The sequence below is a fragment of the Moraxella sp. CTOTU46711 genome, from assembly GCF_031975715.1.
Taxonomy (GTDB): Bacteria; Pseudomonadota; Gammaproteobacteria; order Pseudomonadales; family Moraxellaceae; genus Faucicola.
Genome location: NZ_DALYMP010000001.1, coordinates 33,154 through 51,953, shown reverse-complemented (window position 1 = coordinate 51,953; position 18,800 = coordinate 33,154). Strand labels below are relative to the sequence as shown.

At 42.9% G+C, this 18,800-nt stretch carries 17 protein-coding genes; 7 read left to right on the top strand and 10 right to left on the bottom strand.

The genetic code is table 11. The features are described from left to right. Nucleotides 1–81: 81 nt before the first annotated feature. The 3 genes from leuB (at nt 82) to RTJ53_RS00180 (ending at nt 3,669) form a co-directional block, all read left to right on the top strand. Complete coding sequence (leuB, locus tag RTJ53_RS00190) at nt 82–1,152, top strand: 3-isopropylmalate dehydrogenase (RefSeq protein ID WP_312275322.1); 1,071 nt, start codon at nt 82–84, stop codon at nt 1,150–1,152. 210 nt (nt 1,153–1,362) lie between these two features. Continuing rightward, nucleotides 1,363–2,712, top strand: coding sequence for a L,D-transpeptidase family protein (locus RTJ53_RS00185; RefSeq protein WP_312275321.1), 1,350 nt, complete (start codon nt 1,363–1,365; stop codon nt 2,710–2,712). Nucleotides 2,713–2,982: 270 nt separating this feature from the next. Further along, entirely contained in the window at nt 2,983–3,669 is a 687-nt protein-coding gene (locus RTJ53_RS00180) for a hypothetical protein (RefSeq protein WP_312275320.1), read from the top strand. On the opposite strand, the gene RTJ53_RS00175 is transcribed toward RTJ53_RS00180, so the two are convergent. The 7 genes from RTJ53_RS00175 to ruvC all read right to left on the bottom strand — a co-directional run bounded on the left by RTJ53_RS00175 (nt 3,666) and on the right by ruvC (nt 10,945). Continuing rightward, nucleotides 3,666–3,896, bottom strand: coding sequence for a hypothetical protein (locus RTJ53_RS00175; RefSeq protein WP_312275319.1), 231 nt, complete (start codon nt 3,894–3,896; stop codon nt 3,666–3,668). The genes RTJ53_RS00180 and RTJ53_RS00175 overlap by 4 nt on opposite strands. 3 nt (nt 3,897–3,899) lie before the next feature. Next, nucleotides 3,900–5,105, bottom strand: coding sequence for an RtcB family protein (locus tag RTJ53_RS00170; RefSeq protein ID WP_312275318.1), 1,206 nt, complete (start codon nt 5,103–5,105; stop codon nt 3,900–3,902). Between the two features lie 759 nt (nt 5,106–5,864). Then, nucleotides 5,865–6,374: a peptidoglycan-binding protein LysM gene (gene lysM / locus RTJ53_RS00165; protein ID WP_007114907.1), complete on the bottom strand. Its 510-nt coding sequence runs from the start codon at nt 6,372–6,374 to the stop codon at nt 5,865–5,867. 266 nt (nt 6,375–6,640) lie between these two features. Continuing rightward, on the bottom strand, nt 6,641–7,744 hold the full coding sequence (locus RTJ53_RS00160; protein ID WP_312275317.1) for a calcium:cation antiporter: 1,104 nt from the start codon (nt 7,742–7,744) through the stop codon (nt 6,641–6,643). An 86-nt stretch (nt 7,745–7,830) separates the two neighbouring features. Further along, nucleotides 7,831–9,222, bottom strand: a complete 1,392-nt coding sequence (locus tag RTJ53_RS00155; RefSeq protein WP_312275316.1) for an MFS transporter — start codon at nt 9,220–9,222, stop codon at nt 7,831–7,833. Nucleotides 9,223–9,327: 105 nt separating this feature from the next. Continuing rightward, complete coding sequence (gene purU / locus RTJ53_RS00150; RefSeq protein WP_312275315.1) at nt 9,328–10,188, bottom strand: formyltetrahydrofolate deformylase; 861 nt, start codon at nt 10,186–10,188, stop codon at nt 9,328–9,330. A 154-nt stretch (nt 10,189–10,342) separates the two neighbouring features. Next, nucleotides 10,343–10,945 (bottom strand): crossover junction endodeoxyribonuclease RuvC, encoded by a 603-nt coding sequence (gene ruvC, locus RTJ53_RS00145; RefSeq protein ID WP_312275314.1) that lies wholly within the window; start codon nt 10,943–10,945, stop codon nt 10,343–10,345. A 209-nt stretch (nt 10,946–11,154) separates the two neighbouring features. Between ruvC and RTJ53_RS00140 the strand changes: the two genes are divergently transcribed. The 4 genes from RTJ53_RS00140 (at nt 11,155) to RTJ53_RS00125 (ending at nt 14,808) form a co-directional block, all read left to right on the top strand. Then, nucleotides 11,155–11,790, top strand: a complete 636-nt coding sequence (locus RTJ53_RS00140; protein ID WP_312275313.1) for an FxsA family protein — start codon at nt 11,155–11,157, stop codon at nt 11,788–11,790. A 260-nt stretch (nt 11,791–12,050) separates the two neighbouring features. Then, complete coding sequence (locus tag RTJ53_RS00135; RefSeq protein ID WP_060994364.1) at nt 12,051–12,758, top strand: CoA transferase subunit A; 708 nt, start codon at nt 12,051–12,053, stop codon at nt 12,756–12,758. Nucleotides 12,759–12,775: 17 nt separating this feature from the next. After that, entirely contained in the window at nt 12,776–13,405 is a 630-nt protein-coding gene (locus RTJ53_RS00130; RefSeq protein WP_050325035.1) for a 3-oxoacid CoA-transferase subunit B, read from the top strand. A gap of 188 nt (nt 13,406–13,593) precedes the next feature. Next, entirely contained in the window at nt 13,594–14,808 is a 1,215-nt protein-coding gene (locus RTJ53_RS00125; RefSeq protein WP_312275312.1) for an SEL1-like repeat protein, read from the top strand. Between the two features lie 67 nt (nt 14,809–14,875). On the opposite strand, the gene rnt is transcribed toward RTJ53_RS00125, so the two are convergent. The 3 genes from rnt to RTJ53_RS00110 all read right to left on the bottom strand — a co-directional run bounded on the left by rnt (nt 14,876) and on the right by RTJ53_RS00110 (nt 18,470). After that, nucleotides 14,876–15,571 carry a ribonuclease T gene (gene rnt, locus RTJ53_RS00120; protein ID WP_312275311.1) on the bottom strand — a complete coding sequence of 232 codons (696 nt, stop codon included), beginning with the start codon at nt 15,569–15,571 and terminating at the stop codon, nt 14,876–14,878. Between the two features lie 45 nt (nt 15,572–15,616). After that, nucleotides 15,617–16,699 (bottom strand): dihydroorotase, encoded by a 1,083-nt coding sequence (pyrC, locus tag RTJ53_RS00115; RefSeq protein ID WP_312275310.1) that lies wholly within the window; start codon nt 16,697–16,699, stop codon nt 15,617–15,619. A 175-nt stretch (nt 16,700–16,874) separates the two neighbouring features. Then, nucleotides 16,875–18,470 (bottom strand): hypothetical protein, encoded by a 1,596-nt coding sequence (locus RTJ53_RS00110; protein ID WP_312275309.1) that lies wholly within the window; start codon nt 18,468–18,470, stop codon nt 16,875–16,877. Between the last annotated feature and the right edge of the window lie 330 nt (nt 18,471–18,800).

The following is an 18,800-nucleotide window of genomic DNA, read 5'->3' as shown; positions in this document are numbered from 1 at the left end:
TCAATTATTTTTTAGAAACTAGCAAAATTTTAAAAGCTGCGTTGTCAGCAAAAAGTTGTGTATTAACGTTAAGGAAGTAACATGACAAAACAAATCGCCGTATTACAAGGTGATGGTATTGGTCCTGAAATCATTGGACAAGCTGTCAAAGTATTGGACAAATTAATCGAGCAAGGATTAGACGCTCGCTATGAGTATGGGCTGCTAGGTGGCGCCGCGTATGATGCGCATGGCTCACCCTATCCAGAAGCTACCCAAAATCTGTGTCGCAAGGCTGATGCAGTATTGCTCGGCGCTGTCGGCGGCCCACAGTATGATAACCTTGAACGCTCAGTCCGCCCTGAGCGTGGATTACTGGCGATTCGTAAAGACTTAAATTTATTTGCCAATCTTCGCCCAGCCATTCTTTACCCAGAGCTTGCCAATGCCTCAACTTTAAAACCTGAAGTGGTATCCGGCTTAGATATTTTGATTGTCCGTGAGCTCACCGGCGATATTTATTTTGGTGAACCACGCGGTATTCGTACACTTGAAAACGGTGAGAAAGAAGGCTACAACACCATGAAATACAGCGAATCAGAAATTCGCCGTATTGCCAAAGTCGCTTTTGAAGCGGCGCAAAAACGCGGTAAAAAACTCTGTTCAGTTGATAAAGCCAACGTGCTTGAGACCACAGAGTTTTGGAAGCAGATTTTCACTGAAGTGGCTGCCCAATACCCAGATGTTGAATTGACTCACATGTATGTCGACAATGCAGCGATGCAGCTAGTCAAAGCCCCAAAACAGTTTGATGTGATCGCCACAGGCAATATTTTTGGCGATATTTTATCCGATCAAGCCTCGATGCTGACTGGTTCTATTGGTATGCTACCATCCGCGAGCTTAAATGACACAGGTAAAGGGCTATATGAACCATCGCATGGTTCTGCCCCTGATATCGCCGGTCAAAATAAAGCCAACCCATTAGCAACCATTTTGTCATTGGCGATGCTGTTACGTTATAGCCTCAATGATGAAGCCCGTGCCACACAAGTTGAGCAAGCAGTGCAAAAAGTATTGCAGCAAGGGTTACGCACAGGCGATATCTTTGAACAAGGCACCACGCTGGTTTCTTGCTCAGACATGGGTGATGCAGTTATCGCTAACTTATAATCTTTGATTACCCTAATTTTTATCCTGCGTTAAAGGTAGTGTTAGCCCGTCTAACCTGCCTTTTTTTACGGCATTTTTGCCAACATTTTTTTGAAAAATTTGTAAAATCCTGCTTATCTTCAACCGAGTTTTGCTATAGTATGCCATTATCGTTTCTCTAAAACCTCGATAACCTTCCATCCTCACTTGCTAAATTTTTCTTAAAATTCAATGACTATGTCTGCTTATCATAAAATATTACCTTGCTTTACAGGCCTACTGCTTGCTATCAGTTTATCTGCCTGTCAACAGTCACCCAATCAAGCCATGGATGTACCCACAGTTCCGACAGCAAGTACTACAGCTAGTACTGCAGCTAGTACTGCAGCTAGTACTGCAGCCAGTACAACCGCAAGTGTCGCTGCCTCTTCGCCTGCCCCAACACTAAAAGCCAATGTCAGTCAACAGTTTGTTGGCGCAAGCTTGGTGCAGCAACGACTGAAACAAGCCTTGCCAGAGATTGCCTATACCACTGATAATTTACCGATGGTTGCCCAGCAAGTGAACCAAGTGAGTTGGTCACCCACAGGCGCTATTGATTTGCCAGCCATGCCTGCCTCTGCGGTGGCGGCGTCACAAGCGGCATCAACCGCATCTGCTTCAGCGACCCCATCTGTGACGGGTTTTCAATCAACTATTGACTATGCTGCGCTCAAACAATCGGCTAATGATAATCCGTCATCCATGGCTAACAAAGACGCGTTACCATCAAAACAAGTGCTCATTAAGCCTGATGAACTGCTTGTATTTAAGACCCAAGCACTGCTTAACTGGCATGGGCATAGTGTGGGTGCGCTGACAGGGATAATGAATAAAAATACCATCAAAGCGATGCAGGTTTTTCAGCAAAAGCACAATCTGCCTGCAACGACTACAATGGATGAAGCCACTTGGTCGGCGTTAACTAGTAACGAGACTTTAAATAAGCAGCCGATTTTTATCAATTATCAGCTAACGCGCGATGATTTGGTTATTACTAAAGCGCCCAAAGACATGCAATACAAATCAGCGCGTGAAGCGGTAGCTGAAAAATTCCATATGAGCCAAAAACTGGTGAGTCGATTAAACCCCACCACGCCACTCAAAGCGGGTAACATTATCACTGTCTACAATCCTTATCAGCCCAATATGACGGAAGTGACTAAGGTTGTGAGCGATAAAAAGAAAAACATCTTGTACGCCTATGCTGCCAGTGGTGAACTCGTTGCAAGCTACCCAACAACCGTGGGTTCCAACTATACCCCCTCACCGTCTGGCACCTTAAAAGTTAAAAACCGTGTATTAAACCCCACCTATAATACTGATTTTTCTTCCAAAGAAAAGTGGCTACCACCAGGACCCAACAACCCTGTGGGGCGCGCTTGGATTGGGTTATCAAAACGGAGCTATGGTATTCATGGCTCGCCTGAGCCTGAGTTAATCAGCGCGCAAAAATCACACGGTTGTGTACGTTTGACCAATTGGGATGCCTTAAGTCTGTATGGCACGATAGCCGATGGGGCGGATGTGGTCTTTGAATAAATTCTTTGATAGAAATTTGGATTGAAAATCCCCCTTACAAATTTTAGGGGGATTTTTATTTTGTCTAATTCTAATTGCTTAGCCAGTCTTTTTTGCGTAGGTTTTGTTTGGTCTGCTTATGGTTTTATGTTTATTTTCTAGCTTTTATATTTAAAAGGTTGCGTAAGATAAATCTTTTCGTCATTCGTGGCTCAATGCTAGAATTTTAAAAGTTAGGGATGTAAACTTGAAAGGGTAAATTTATTAGCTAGTAAAAGGTGAATCTACATAATGCCAACCCTCACCCGCACGAAATTACTCATTTCCGTATTCACCAAATCGGATAAAAAAATGACCGATGTTCATGAGGTGGTGAAAAAACTTACTGATATTTTTCATATTCACTTTGAAGTTGCCAGCAATGATTTGCTCAATTACCACGATGATATAGAAAAAGCCATTGATCGCTACCGTAAATGCCGAAAAAAACGTTGTGAGTTAGGTTTTAATTCAGCCAATGAATTGTGTCAGCTTTTATTTAGTCATGCCACAACAGGTAAGTGTTGTAACATTATTCTATCCCTTGTCCAACCAAATAAAAGTGAGCTAGTACGTTTTATTGACCATTTAAAAGTTATTTTTGGGGCTTATGAGATTAAGAATATTGGAGTACGGGATTTATGTGAACAAGCTCAACCCACCATCCTTGCCCCAAATGATATCGCCCCTTCGGTTAATTTAGGGATTACTGGGACAGAATGGTATGTGTATCTGAGTCCCGATCGCTGGCAAGCGGAATATAGCGAGGCGACAATGTTATCCGCACCTACCCTGCCGACTTTAACTGTTGATAACTATGTAGAATGGTTTTCGTATGCTGATCCTGCGGCTTTTGACCCCATCAAAGCCAAAGAAATTTTTGTCTATCTAGGCAAACATCGTAAGAATCCCCCTTATTTCAGAGCAAAATTGATTTAACCCTCATGGCTGATTAGCCAATCCGTTTTTCGCAAGTTTTGTTTGGTCTGTCTGCGTTGTTTTTTGCGGGCGATTTCGACATCGTCTTTTTCATGCAGTCCGCCTTTTTGCAAAAGCGGATTTAACGCCAAGTAATTTCGAGGTTTAACAGCCAAATTGGATTGAGCGATTGACAGATTTTTCTCCAGTTGCTCGCCCAATTTGATTAATTGTTTTTGGTTTTTCATGGTTTATCCTTTAATACACATCACTTGTTTAAGCGTATGCACGACTTCGACAAGCTCCGACTGATTCGCCATTACCGCATCAATATCTTTATACGCCTCTGGAATTTCATCCATCACGCCCTTGTCTTTACGGCACTCTACGCCCGCCGTCTGTGCTCTTAAGTCATCAAGGTTAAAATGCCGAATCGCTTTGCCACGGCTCATGCGTCGCCCTGCCCCATGTGAACACGAACACAACGCCTCGCTATTGCCCTTGCCTTTGACGATATAGGATTTTGCCCCCATCGAGCCAGGGATAATACCAAGCTCACCCTCGAAAGCAGAAATTGCCCCTTTACGGGTTACGTACACATCCTCACCATAGTGGTGTTCTTGGCTGACATAATTGTGATGGCAATTAATCGCCTCGCGAGTCAAGGTAAAATGCGGCAGTTCACGCTGTAGCACATTGATAATCAGCCGCATCATTTCACGGCGATTCTCTAACGCATAATCCTGCCCCCATTGTACCGCCTCAAGGTAATCGTCAAAACTATGGGAGCCTTGGGCAAAATACGCCAAATCACGGTCAGGCACATGCCCAAAGCGGCTTTGCTGTTCTTTTTTGGCAAGGGTAATAAAATACTCGCCAATACAGTTGCCAATGCCGCGACTGCCCGAATGCAGCATCACCCAGACATCCTCATTTTCATCGATACACAGCTCAATAAAATGGTTACCACCGCCCAGCGTACCGAGCTGTTTTGCCCAAGTTCGCTCAAAGTTGCGCAGCATTTTGAGCAGCCCTTTGTGCTTATCGGTGATGCGTTTTAGGCGTTTGGTAAGTGGGTCAAGCGTAGTCATTTTCACCGTAATGGCTTGGTGCTGGTTAAAACCGACAGGGACTTTGGCTTCAATCGCTGTACGGATTTTAGCTAGATTATCGGGCAATTGGTGGGCTTTGAGCGACAGTCGCACCGCGTTCATGCCGCAGCCGATATCCACACCCACCGCCGCAGGAATAATCGCATCTTTAGTCGGAATCACACTACCCACAGTCGCACCCTTGCCCACATGCACATCAGGCATCACTGCAATGTGATGATGGATAAATTCAAGCTGGGCAAGATTACGTAACTGCTGGATGGCTTCTTGTTCAATATCTTTGGTAAATACTTTGACAGGTACGCCATGTTGCGCAGATTTATTTAATACTAATTGAATACTCATATATTTTTTCTTTTTGAATGCTAAATTCACACACCCTTAAAATTTTAGCGTAGCAAATTTAGACCAATAAATGATAATTAAAATTTTTTGAAATAACTTTGATAAGTAAATTTAAACAATAAGACGCCGTCCAATCGTTTGACACGACTGGCAAACAAGACTGACATACATAAATGCGCTTGAAAAACTTACTGCTCTGAAAAAGTTTATTGTCGCAAGTTGCGTTTTAGCTATCCGACGATTTCTGTGACATGTAAAACTAGGGATATGGGAAAATAGGGAAATTTTAGACAACAAAAAACCCAAATCGTTACCATCACAATAAACACAATCAAAAGCCAAAATTCGCTTTATTCTCAGTCAGTTACTATTGATGGTGGTACTTTGGGTTTAGTAAATCAAAATCGGTAAATATAGAGCGTATGACATATACGCTGTTACAAAACCAGATTTTAATTAGTTAAAACAGACGGCAGACACATCAACAGTGTTGTTTAGACGTTTTACGTTGTGAGTAAGTACGGACATCATGTGTCTCCTTTTTCCCTTTTGCTAGGGTGGCGGTTTTGGCGATGGTACTAACATCGGAATGCCAAAACAGAGCGGAAATAAAAATTTGATTGCATTCATAGTTTGATATGTTATCAAAACTAATGAATCAGAGATATACTATAAAACTTTATTTGTCGATATGCAAATTTTTTTATAAAAAAACCAGCGACAGGGGTCACTAGTTTTTTAAAAGGCTTAAGGTAAAAATTAAGCTGGGATACGAAGCACTTGACCTGGATAGATTTTGTTTGGGTCAGAGAGTAATGGTTTGTTGGCTTCAAAGATTTTGTTGTATTGGTTGGTATCGCCATACACTTCTTTTGAAATTTTTGACAGCGTATCGCCTGATTTCACTGTGTACATACGAGATTCTGGCTCTTGCGTCGCAACCGTGATGTTGTCTTCCACTTGTGCAACATACTGTACGTTACCTGCTGCTAGAATGGCTTTTTCGCGCTCTGCTTGGTTAGCAGCAGAACCATTAATGGTTACTTTGTCAGTGTTACCGTCATAGTTGACTGATAGATTGTCAATTTTGGCATTTTGTTGGATGCGCTGAATCAATAAGTTTGCAATCTCTTGTGCAGATGGCTCAGTAGAAGCGGCAGGCGCTGCGGTTGGTGCGACGTTTGATGCAGGTGTCGATGCTGGCGCAGCGTCTTTGTTACGATGAAAGATTTTATCACCGATGTCTTTTGCAAAACTAAATAGTCCCATTTGTTTTTCCTTATATTGTAATATTTTAATGTGCGATTTTTAATGTCTGGTTTGTTGAAACTCTTAAATGACCGTTTCAACACCTCAAATGACTAGAACAACCTTAAATCACTACAATGATAATCGTGTTAATGATGGCGTTATTCTAGTTGCCCTCTAGATTAGCAAAAACTTAAATTGATGAGCATGAGTATTTAGTAAAAGAATGTTACTGATTGCAAGTAGTCTTTCATTTATTACGCCAATTTTCTATGCCATTTATTCCTTTAGGGGATAATGGAGAAAAACACAAAAGTGGCTAACATGACCAAATGGATGATGCCATGTAAAAAAGTGGTGCGTCCGGTACTTAAAGTATTGATGGTTATCATGAGCGTAATGACTAGCATTAGCCCTTCTTTGGCAGACAACCCAAACATGACAGGCGTTGCTGTGAAGATTGAATAAAGCGCGATAACAGGAATTGTCAACGAAATAGACGCCAAAGCCGAGCCTAACCCCAAATTTAAACTGTTTTGCAGTTGGTCGTTGTAGGCAGCTTTTAGCGCAGCAATAGATTCAGGCAAGAGTACCAAGGCAGCAATAATAATCCCTAACACGATTTTTGGCATGCCCATCGCGAGCAGCGCCGCTTCCATCGCAGGCGACAACATCTTAGCAAGACCCACGACCGTCACCAAACTGAGAAACAAAAATCCCACACTCATCGCCGTGGTTAGCGCATTATCACTGTGATGCAGGTCTTCTTCCCCGTCAGCAATAAAATAATCTCGGTGACGAATGGTTTGGGTAAAGATAAATGCGGCATACAAAATCAAACAGCAGATCGCTACAAACAGCAGCTGAGCGCCAATCATGAAACCGCCTGCGGCAGAGGTGGTAAAATTGGGTAAAATAAATACGATTAATGCAATCGCCAATAACACACTAATTGCCGCTTTACTGCCATGCAAACTATAACGCTGTACATAATTTTTGATACCACCAATTAACAAGCAAATACCAATAATCCCGTTACAAATCAGCATCACTGCTGCAAATACCGTATCACGGGCAAGCACGGCGGCATCGGTGGGTGTGCTACTACTCATGAGTGCCAAAATAAGTGCCACTTCAATCACAGTGACCGCCAATGCCAAAACCAACGTACCAAAAGGCTCCCCCACTTTGTGAGCAATCACCTCAGCGTGATGCACGGCAGCAAAAACTGACCCCATCAAAAAAATCGCCGTCACGGTATTCATGATGATACCTGATGGATGCCAAATCAAATGCACCGCAAGCACTAAAGCGGCAATAGTTGGTGACAATAACGTCCAAATGGGTAAATTGATATTAAATTTTTGGTTCAGCCAAAATGTTTTTGCCATATCCCCTCCGCTCTATCTATATTTTCTAATTTATCATATAAATAGATAATATGGTCAAAAATATCAAAATTCAATTAAAAATGAAATTATTTCTCATTATTTTGTAATTTATGCCAGTAAATTATTGGTGCAAGGCAAACAAAGCCAATTAGCATACTCACCAAAAAATGCCATTGATAACCCAAAAAATGCGCCATATAGCCGCTGGCAAAATGCGCTGAGCCGCCCAACACCGTCAACAGACAAACCTGCACGGTAAAATCACTCCCCGCATTGGCAGGGCGTGAATAATGCATAATGGTCGTGAGCATCGCAATCAGCGCCAACGATGCACAAAAATGCTCCAGCGCATTGACAACATATAGCCACAAAAAGTCCGTCAGTAACTGATGATAAAACCCATAAGCGACCAAGCCGTACAACCCTGTGGTCAGCGCTTGGGCAAGATTAAAATATAGTAGTGAAGCAAAGCGAGTGAGTCGTTTCATCAAAATTGTGGCGACCCCTGCCCCAGCGACTGAGGCAGCCGAGCCCAAGATGGTTGCCCAAAAGCCAATTTGCTGCAAGTTGACTCCGACATCGACCATCATCGGTTTGACCATGCCACTTGAAATACCATCAGCAATTTTATAGGTCAATAACACCCCTAGCCAAGCCAGCATCTCCCGCGATGACCAAAAATACTGATAATGGTGGCTAAGGTAATTTTTTAGCGCCTTAAAACTGCCAGATTTTGCTGCCTGCACTTGTTTTTTTGGGGGTTCAATCGAGGTGTTGGTGTGCTCTTTAAAAAACACAATGGGCACGGTATTCATTGCCACCAAAGCCGCCATGGCAAGAAAACTATTACGCCAGCCCCATTGTTGTAACAGCATCAGTAAAACACCGCCACCGATGATAAATCCTAGCCGATAGCCGATGACTTGTACGGCATTGCCTTGGCTTTGGCGATGATGGTGATTGGTCGTTTGATTCACCGAATCAGGCGCAGGCATATCATGGGTCAGCGGTTCTTTGGGCGCCATAGCCGTTTTAAGCAAACGGGTTGCTAGCCCATCCGTCGCCACATCGTGTGTCGCCCCAATGAGACTTAAGGTAAATAACATCCCGTACAATGTCATCACCGAAGGGGTTTGTGCCAAATTATGCGGTTCAAAAAATGCCACCGCAATCAGGATGACTATCGACAACCCTTGCATCGGTAAAATCCAGCTTTTGGCGCGTCCGATTTTCTGTGAATAATAGCCGTCCACGACAGTAGCCCATAGGAATTTAAGCCCCCAAGGTACCAAAATCAGCCCTGACCAACCAATGGCAACCAGTGAGACTTTGTATTCACGTAAAATCGCTGGCAAGGCTTGGGTGATAAATCCTGCGGGCAAGCCTTGAGCCAAATATAAGGTGAGCAGTAAGCCCAAGGTTTTATAATGCGTCAAATGAGTGTTAGATGGTGGCGGAGGCGATTTTGATAATGGCATAGGACTACCACAGGTAGATTATTTTTATAATAATGAGAAGGGCGTAAAACCTACGCCCTAATATAACAAGATAAGCTGCAATGACAATAAATAACGGATGAAAAATTAGTTAAATACCACCGTTTTATTGCCTGTGACAATCACCCGGTTTTGTAGATGCCAACGCACGGCACGGGTCAGCACGCTACGCTCGACATCTTGCCCAATCGCCCGCAATTCTGCCACATGGTGGCGATGGCTGACACGGTGCACGTCTTGCTCAATAATTGGTCCTTGGTCAAGGTCGGCTGTGACATAATGCGCAGTGGCACCAATCAGTTTGACGCCTTTTTCATAGGCTTGGCGGTATGGATCGGCGCCGACGAAGGCTGGCAAGAATGAGTGGTGAATATTGATAATTTTCATGTGCCAGGCGGCGGTAAATTCAGCGGACAAAATCTGCATATAGCGCGCCAGCACCAACAAATCACAGTTTTTTACCAGCGCTTGAATCTCGGCTTCTGCTTGTACTTTATTGTCTTTGCTCACAGTTACTTGATGAAATGGCACACCAAAATTTTCTACCGCTTGGCGCAAATCATGGTGATTACTGACGACACAGGTAATCTCACAATCTAGTTGTCCTTGTTGCCAGCGCCACAGCAAATCAAGTAGCGCATGGTCGTATTTGGACACCAAAATCGCCACTTTTTTACGTTTACTATTATCAAATAGTTTCCATTCCATTTGATAGATGCGAGCGACGGTATGCTCAAAACTGCCTTTCATATTATCGATGATATTGTCCAAATCATTGATAGCCATTTCAAGGCGCATAAAATATTGACCGCCTTCGGGCTCAGTCGAGTATTGGTCAAGGCTGATAATATTGGCGCCATAACGATAAAAAAATTCGGATACAGCTTGCACAATGCCTGCGCGGTCTTGGCATTTAATCAATAAAGTTGCAGTAGCTAGTTGGCTCATGAGGTACTTCTTGTGTTCAATTTTCAAAAGATGCCATTGTAGCGATTTTTGTGCTGACAAAGAAGTCTAAACCCATCAAAAGCCTTGTTGGATATAAAAATTTTCTTGAGATTCGTTTGCCCACTGCCTTTTAACTTATCTTTTAACCTATCTTTTAACTTAAATTACCCAAATCAACTTCGGTCAAGCGCCAGCGACCTTTTTTCTTTGAGCGTCCACCTGCGCTTTGACCACCGATCACCGCGGCACCGCCGAGCAATTTATTCAGTGTCTGGCTATGATAGGCATGACAAATCGCACACGCCAAGCCATCTGCCGCATCCGCTTGCGGCTGTATCTCAAGGCTCAACAAACGCATGACCATAAGCTGAATCTGCTCTTTGTCTGCCGCGCCATAGCCACATACCGCTTGTTTGATTTGCCGTGCGGTATATTCAGCAACTTGCAAATCTTTGGCAACCATGGCGGCAATCGCTGCACCCCGCGCCTGCCCAAGCTTGAGCGCGGTATCGGGGTTTGATGCCATAAATACTTGCTCGATGGCGGCGGTCATGGGTTCATTGGTGTATTTTTGATAGTGCTCAACGATACGGCTAACCCCATCAAATATACGTTTTAACCGCTCGGGCATGGTTTCCCCTTGGCTATAAGCATGAATCGTGCCTGCATCCAAATGTTCAAGTTTATCTCCACTCAATCGAATGATGCCATACCCTGTCAGACGTGAGCCTGGGTCAATACCAATAAAGATGCTCATAAAAGATGCTCGTACAAAAAGATACCCACAAAAAAATTTTGCTAAAAATGCAGTCAAATTATAGCATTTATCAAAAATTTAACGAAAAATTTGCTGAATTTCAAAAAACTATTTGATAGTTTTATTCATTACCCCCATCATTATTGCATTGGTTAATGATTCATCGTTTGTTCTTTATAGTTTATTCACAATTTAGGAATTGTATTTTCATGGGAAACATAGTTGGGATTGCCATTGTCTGGTTGATTATTGAGATGCTGGTTTGGTATCTAATCGCACAATTTGTCAGTGGCTGGTGGGTGTTTTTATGGTTTGTTCTGGCGGGTTTTGTGGGTGCCGCACTCATTAAAAAAGGCATAGCCACCTTAAAACCGATGGCTGGACAAGCCCAAGCCGCCATGCTTAACCCTGCTATGCGTCCCAATGAAAATTCCGTGGTTAAAGCGATTGCTTTTGCGGTGGCAGGTATCTTATTGGTACTGCCCGGTATTTTGAGTGATATTGCGGCACTTATTGTGTTATTACCTGCGGTACAAAATAAGTTTAAAGCCTTTGCCAAAGACTATGCCACTAAAAACCCAGAAAAATTGATGCAAATGATGGCAAGCAAAATGGGCGGTATGGATCCCTCAAAAATGGGTGGCTTAGGGGGTCTTGGCGGCATGGGTGGACAAAACCCGTTTGGCGGTCAAAATCCATTTGGTGGTATGGCCGGACAAAATCCGTTCGGGGGCTTTGGTAGCAAAAATAACAACGGCGGTAAATTTGGCACGACCATTGACGGACAAGCCAAAACGGTCAACTCGAACGCCAAACGCATCACCCGTTCTGCCAATGATGACTAGACAATCGATAAAAAATTGACTGTTAAAAATTGATAAATTTAAGGCATCCCTAGTATGCCTTTTTTTATGCCCTATTTTTGCGAAAAACTGGGTTTACTTTTTGCAAAAATTCATGCAATGTGATTTACTTAAGACAAAATTTGTTATATAAATTCTATAATGATACAATTTGTTTCGTTTTTGAATTTTTAGGTTTGAGCGTAATTTTTATTTTTGGTAAATAATATTAACAACATTGGTTAGCGACAAGGAGTGAATGTATGACCAGCAAAGTATATGACAGCGCAGCTTCGGCACTTGAAGGCGTCATCAAAGATGGACAAACGATTGCGGTCGGTGGTTTTGGTCTGTGTGGTATCCCCGAAGCTTTAATTGAAGCCCTGCGAGATAGCGGCGTTAAAGATTTGACCTGTATCAGCAATAACGCTGGTGTCGATGGTTTTGGTTTGGGATTATTACTAGAGACTCGCCAAGTCAAAAAAATGATTGCGTCGTATGTGGGTGAAAACAAAGAATTTGAACGGCAGTTTTTATCGGGTGAATTGGAAGTTGAATTGACCCCACAAGGGACACTAGCAGAAAAATTGCGTGCAGGAGGTGCGGGTATCCCTGCGTTCTTTACCGCCACTGGCGTAGGTACCCAAATTGCTGAAGGTAAAGAAGAGCGTGAATTCGACGGTCGTCAATATATCCTTGAGCGCTCATTAGTCGCTGACGTGGCACTGGTCAAAGCCCAAAAAGCCGATAAAGCAGGCAACTTGATGTTCAACAAAACGGCGCGAAACTTTAACCCAGATGTCGCCACGGCAGGTAAAGTCACCATTGTCGAAGTTGAGCAATTGGTGGAAACTGGCGAGCTAGACCCTGACCAAATTCATTTGCCGGGTATTTATGTGCATCGCATCGTGGTCAATGCCAACCCAGAAAAACGCATCGAAAAAGTGACGACCAAAGAACAGACAAACTAGGATATAAGGAGATTACCATGGCATGGACTCGTGAACAAATGGCACAAAGAGCCGCAAAAGAACTACAAGACGGCTTTTATGTCAATCTAGGTATCGGTTTACCGACCTTAGTAGCGAACTATATTCCAGAAGGCGTCAACGTTTGGCTACAATCAGAAAATGGGCTGCTTGGGATTGATGAATTCCCAACACCCGATAAAGTTGACCCAGATCTAATCAATGCGGGTAAACAGACCGTCACTACAGCGACTGGTGCGAGCTTTTTTTCAAGCTCACAATCATTTGCCATGATTCGTGGCGGTAAAGTCAACCTTGCCATCTTAGGAGCGATGGAAGTTTCAGACAGTGGCGATCTTGCCAACTGGATGATTCCTGGCAAGATGGTCAAAGGCATGGGCGGCGCGATGGACTTGGTCGCAGGCGTTCAACGCGTCATTGTATTGATGGAACATACCAACAAACATGGTGAACCAAAAGTATTGGCTGAATGTACGCTACCCTTGACAGGCAAAAAAGTGGTGAATCGTATCATCTCTGATTTAGCCATCATGGATGTGACCGATAACGGTCTAAAACTGGTTGAGCTAGCAGACGGTGTCACGTTTGAAGAATTACAATCAAAAACGCCTGTAACCATTGCCCAATAATTGCACTATAACACCTGCAAGATAACGACTGTAAAATAGCGCTGTCAAAAGTACAATTCAGCGTTTAATTGCCATTAAAACGATAATAAAAAAGGATAGTCACGCTATCCTTTTTTATTGTTTTGGCTTTTTTACTTTCGGTTATTTGTCCTCTATAATGACATCACTATCAACATTTATCCAACACCATGATTGCATCTCGTTTATCTCATCCCAAATTTATCACCGATGAAGACAATCCGCTGATTGATCGTAAATATCCCAATGAGATGGCTGCCGATGACGGCGTGGCATTGCCGCAAATTTATCGGTTTGACTTTACCGAGGTGCCAGATTTTAGCCAAACAGTGATGCAAATCACCCCGGTGATTGATGCACCCTATATGATGGATAAGCGCAATGATCATGAAGTGGTATTGGAAAATGTCACCCCTACTAGTGATAAATCTTTGCGCATCGCTGAACAAACGGCGTCATCGGCGGTGCCCACTTCGCTTAACAATCCCCTTACTTCTCAATCGCTAACCAGCAAAATCCCATCAAAAACCCGCTCAAATCGCCAAGTCATCGCGCAAGCAAGAGCCCAAGCCAAACAAATCGAACAACAAAAACAACTTGAAGAACAGCAGCGCCAAGCAGAGGAAGTTGCGCGCTATAAGGCAGAAGTTGAAGCCGCGCTACTCAATCCCACACTGCATGAAGGACTGCTCAATCAGCGCAAATCCATTGCCGAATCACAGGCAGTGGTCAACAAACATGCGATTTTTGGTGAGCTTGCACAGGATTTGCAGACCATTCAATGGCTTGATTCAGACATGACTGAGCATAACCGAGCAATGTATGAAAAAGCGGTTGCGCTGATTCAAGCAGCGCAATCAAGCGGCAATTTATTAGAAATCAATGTATTAGAAAATAATTTATTAGAAAATGATGTATTCGAAGAAAATGTAGTCGAAAACACTATCTCAGCAGACAATTTGGCAAAAGCCGTACAAATAATTGATGAATTTGCCGAGAATGGTCTTGCTGATGCATTACTGCGTCGAGCACTGTGGCTATTTGAAGGCAATCACTTACTCAAGATTTCTCAAAATTCCCAACAAGCTTTGCTACTGTTGCAACAAGCAGCCTCGCAGCAAGACAATCGTGCGGAGAAATTACTCAGTAAACTGTACTATGCAGGACATGGGGTCGAGCAAGATAGCGAGATGGGCAAATACTGGCTAGAGCTGGCTGCGGCACATGGTCACCCTGACGCCATACGCATTTCGCAAGGTATTGCCACCCTGTCATTACTCAAGCAAACCCAGCGCGAAGATACTAGCTATGGCAAAAAAATGGCGCTTGCGACTGCGGCGCTGATTATATTCATGATACTGATATTTGTGGCAGTTAAAGTTTAAAGATTTGGATGAATGCTGCAATTTGGATACTAAACAAGGTTAAATATCTCAATAACTACCAAAAAATTTAGCCATCAGTTGGGTCTTCAGATGGCACTAGTACGTCCTCATCATTAGGCTCATCGCTCGCCAAGTTTGGCGTCAGCATCGGATAATTGTTTAAGATATAACAAAACAATTCAGCCGTTTTTTGGGTGTCATATAAGGCAGAATGCGCTTCATTACCATCAAATTCTAGTCCAGCGAGTTTGCACGCTCTCGCCAATACCGTTTGACCAAACGCAAGCGCGGATAAGGTGACGGTATCTAACACGGAGAACTGGTGAAATTGGCTTTGATTTTTGCTATGGGTACGCTCAATTAAAGCATTTAAAAAGCTGAGGTCAAAATGCGCATTGTGCCCCACCAAAATGCACTTAGTACATTGGGTCGATTGACGCACCATTTTTAAGTATTTAAAAATACGGCGAATGGCGGTTTTTTCATCTTCAGCAATGGCTTTTCGCATCGGGCTATGCGGATTAATGCCGGTGAATTGCAGGGCGCGCGCTTCAAGGTTTGCCCCTTCAAACGGCTCAATATGGGCATTGACCGCCTCACCTGGGTAAAAACGCCCGCTATCATCCATCAAAATTGGAATACAGGCAATCTCAAGCAAGGCATCGGTTTTTGGATTGAACCCTGCTGTTTCTACATCCACCACCACGGGCAAGTAATTGCGAAAACGGTTGGCAATAGTCATGGGTTCAGTTGTGGCGGTCATACGTTACCTTGCGGAAAAAAAACAGAAAAAATAAAGGGTGAACAATCATACGGCTAAATTAAATGGCATCACTTTCCAGTCCAGCGTTTGTCCAGCCATCAGCGGGGTCAAATCTTTACCGTCAAGATAAGGATAATACTCTGGGACTTGCCAGGCTTCACGCACCAAGGTCACTTTATCACTATTGATAGGTAAGCCATAAAACTTTGCCCCGTGCATACTGGTAAATCCTTCTAACTTATCAAGTTTGCCCACGCTGTCAAAGGCCTGGGCATACAAGGGCAGCGCAATCGATGCGCTATAACAGCCTGCACAACCGCAAGCATTTTCCTTGGTATGCGTCGCGTGGGGCGCAGAGTCGGTACCAATAAAGAATTTGGGATTGCCACTGGTTGCTACATCAAGTAATACTTTTTGGTGACTTTGGCGTTTTAAAATCGGCAAGCAATAAAAATGCGGTTTAATCCCGCCCACCAGCAGGTGATTACGATTAAAAAGTAAATGCTGCGGGGTAATCGTCGCTGCGACATTTTTGCCCTGTGACAACACAAAGTCAGCGGCATCACTGGTTGTGATGTGTTCAAAGACGATTTTTAATTTTGGAAATTTATCAATGAGATTGACCATCACTTCATCAATAAAGCGTTTTTCACGGTCAAAAATATCAATATGATGGTGCGTCACTTCACCATGAACCAAAAGCGGCAAACCCAATGCTTCCATCTTGGCAAATACATCGGTGCAATGATTGATATGGCTCACCCCATCCGCAGAATTGGTGGTCGCACCTGCAGGATATAACTTGACTGCTTTTACTACACCTGAATCAACGGCAGCTTCGATGTCTTCCGCCGTCAGTGACTCGGTCAAATAAAGCGTCATCAATGGCTCAAATTGCTGGGAGATACTGTCGTTGGGCACTTGCGCCAAAATACGCTCACGATAAGCGATAGCATCAGCGGCTGTTTTGACGGGTGGCACCAAATTTGGCATACAAATAGCGCGGCGAAAATTGGCCGCAGCATGTGGCACCGTCGTGGCAAGCGCCTGCCCATCCCGTAAATGAATATGCCAGTCATCAGGGGCAGTAATAGTAAAAGTATTGATAGGTGCAGTCGCTGCGCTCATGATTTCCTCGAACAGTTTTGAGAATGCCTTAAAAAAACAACGTCAAAAACCGATAATTGAAGCGTTGAAAAACTTGTGCATCATAGCAGTTTTAGGCAAAAAACGACATGAAAATATTCGCAAGCCAAGTACACCGACAAATAATACGTCAGTTTATGTCGCTTTAATAACGATGTTAATGGGTTTTGGATTTATTGCTAGGTTTGTTATTCGACTCATTGTTTAACTTATTACCCACCTCGTTATTCGCTTTGTTATCCGTCGTGTTATCTACCCTTTTGTCAGGCTTTTTAGCCGATTTTTTGTCAGTGGTCGTTGTTGATGATAAGGCTTTCTGCGCTTTTTGTGGCGATTTTTGTTTTACAGTTTTATCGTTGGCCGCTGATTTTTTGCTAGCGTTAGCGGTTTTTTCAGAGGGTTGCTTGTCACCTTTGGTCACTAAGTTAGCTTTTTTAACATCTTTTTTAGAGTCAGCATTAGAGTCATTGCCAAAATCAGGGCTGGTCGTTTTTTTGCGGTCTTTGTTAGGCTGTTTTTTGTCGGATTTTTTCTTATCTCGCGCTTTTTCAGCTTGCACTGAATGCTTATTATCTTGTGATTTGTGATTATCTCGCGGTTCATTTCTATCTTGTAATTCAGAGATAGCTGCTTTTTTGCCACGCTCAGTCATTGTAATCGGATTAGTCATATCTGCTACAGAGGCGACTTTTACTATTGCCACATCGTGATAAACTGGCTGTGCCACTGACATTTTTGCTGAGGGTTGGGTGGCGGCAGACTTATCTCTGACGCTCACCAACGCCCCTATTCCGCCAAAAACGGCGACAGATAATAGGGTGGCTGTCGCAATCCAATTTTTTTGTAACTTATCTATCCAATGAGCGGGTTTGCGAACTTGCGGTTTGGCAAAAATATCGCTGGCTGAAGTGACTGTTTGTGTGTTTGACGTCACCGCTTTGTTTATTTGGCGGTTACCGTTTGAAATCACATGTAGATTGAGGTGAGCATGCGGGATGGTCATTGGTGCAATGTTAAAAAAATTGGACGCTTTATAAATAGTCATTTGCTGGACAATATGCTGTTGATAGACAGGCGATTCCGCAATATTTTGAATTTTTGACCATTTTAATTGCTGTTGTTGTACTGCTTGAAAACTGACAGCGCGCCTAAAACCCACTGCATTTATCAGTCCCGTATCTTGTGGTGACATAAAAAAAACCGGCTGCATCGCAAGCCACTCATTAATCTGCCCTGAGTTTATGGTGTTTCGTAGTGAACTTATCATATCTGTCAAATTTATCAACACTAATGCAGTGATGGTTTGCCAAATAGTTAACAGGTTATCTAAGGGTAGATGGGTTTTTTCCAGTAGCACGCCGGCAATCATAGTTTTTTGGGTTTCATCATCAAACAACTGCTCAAAAATTGATGGGCTATTTTTAGACAGTTGTTTTAGAGTTACAAAATTAATGCCGTTTTCAGTCAAATTTTTTGTAAATAAAGCAGTGAAAAATTCGGGGATAAAACTATTTTTATCTGTTACCTGCGGCAAAGTTTGATGGATTAATGACGGATTTTGCTGAATTTTTGCCGATAACTGATACAGCATGACTTTTAACAGCTCAGGCAGCACTTTTTTGAGATGACAAATTGATATGTGCGACCCATCTGCGACTATCGGTAGCAATGGCGGTAGAGCGTTTGCCCAAAAATGATATAACGATATATGGTCAATGATATTAAAAGGCGTTGAAAGGTTTTTTGACAGCATTTTTTGTCACTTAATTTACATTTTTTGGCATTGGGGTTGTTAGTGAGTTTTTAGCAATATCCTAGATGTAGGGCAACTTCTTTATACGCCCTCTAAAAAAATAGCGTTAAATTTAGAAATCTTGTTGATACCTTACCATTTCAATTCGATTAAATTCATCAAATTATGATTAGAATTTGTTGTAACTTTTGTGCAAACTTAGTAAAGTAGACAGTATCAAAAATTATATTTTAGCATCAATCACGTAACATTTTCTGCTCATCGAAAAATTGGTAATTTTTTCTGACTCTATTTATGTCTCTCGATTTATTTAGCAGCCTTACTTACTTT

Excerpts from the sequence above, each read along its gene's own strand:
- leuB (WP_312275322.1), top strand. The coding sequence starts at position 82 with ATGACAAAACAAATCGCCGTATTACAAGGTGATGGTATTGGTCCTGAA.
- RTJ53_RS00185 (WP_312275321.1), top strand. The coding sequence starts at position 1,363 with ATGACTATGTCTGCTTATCATAAAATATTACCTTGCTTTACAGGCCTA.
- RTJ53_RS00180 (WP_312275320.1), top strand. The coding sequence starts at position 2,983 with ATGCCAACCCTCACCCGCACGAAATTACTCATTTCCGTATTCACCAAA.
- RTJ53_RS00175 (WP_312275319.1), bottom strand. The coding sequence starts at position 3,896 with ATGAAAAACCAAAAACAATTAATCAAATTGGGCGAGCAACTGGAGAAA.
- RTJ53_RS00170 (WP_312275318.1), bottom strand. The coding sequence starts at position 5,105 with ATGAGTATTCAATTAGTATTAAATAAATCTGCGCAACATGGCGTACCT.
- lysM (WP_007114907.1), bottom strand. The coding sequence starts at position 6,374 with ATGGGACTATTTAGTTTTGCAAAAGACATCGGTGATAAAATCTTTCAT.
- RTJ53_RS00160 (WP_312275317.1), bottom strand. The coding sequence starts at position 7,744 with ATGGCAAAAACATTTTGGCTGAACCAAAAATTTAATATCAATTTACCC.
- RTJ53_RS00155 (WP_312275316.1), bottom strand. The coding sequence starts at position 9,222 with ATGCCATTATCAAAATCGCCTCCGCCACCATCTAACACTCATTTGACG.
- purU (WP_312275315.1), bottom strand. The coding sequence starts at position 10,188 with ATGAGCCAACTAGCTACTGCAACTTTATTGATTAAATGCCAAGACCGC.
- ruvC (WP_312275314.1), bottom strand. The coding sequence starts at position 10,945 with ATGAGCATCTTTATTGGTATTGACCCAGGCTCACGTCTGACAGGGTAT.
- RTJ53_RS00140 (WP_312275313.1), top strand. The coding sequence starts at position 11,155 with ATGGGAAACATAGTTGGGATTGCCATTGTCTGGTTGATTATTGAGATG.
- RTJ53_RS00135 (WP_060994364.1), top strand. The coding sequence starts at position 12,051 with ATGACCAGCAAAGTATATGACAGCGCAGCTTCGGCACTTGAAGGCGTC.
- RTJ53_RS00130 (WP_050325035.1), top strand. The coding sequence starts at position 12,776 with ATGGCATGGACTCGTGAACAAATGGCACAAAGAGCCGCAAAAGAACTA.
- RTJ53_RS00125 (WP_312275312.1), top strand. The coding sequence starts at position 13,594 with ATGATTGCATCTCGTTTATCTCATCCCAAATTTATCACCGATGAAGAC.
- rnt (WP_312275311.1), bottom strand. The coding sequence starts at position 15,571 with ATGACCGCCACAACTGAACCCATGACTATTGCCAACCGTTTTCGCAAT.
- pyrC (WP_312275310.1), bottom strand. The coding sequence starts at position 16,699 with ATGAGCGCAGCGACTGCACCTATCAATACTTTTACTATTACTGCCCCT.
- RTJ53_RS00110 (WP_312275309.1), bottom strand. The coding sequence starts at position 18,470 with ATGCTGTCAAAAAACCTTTCAACGCCTTTTAATATCATTGACCATATA.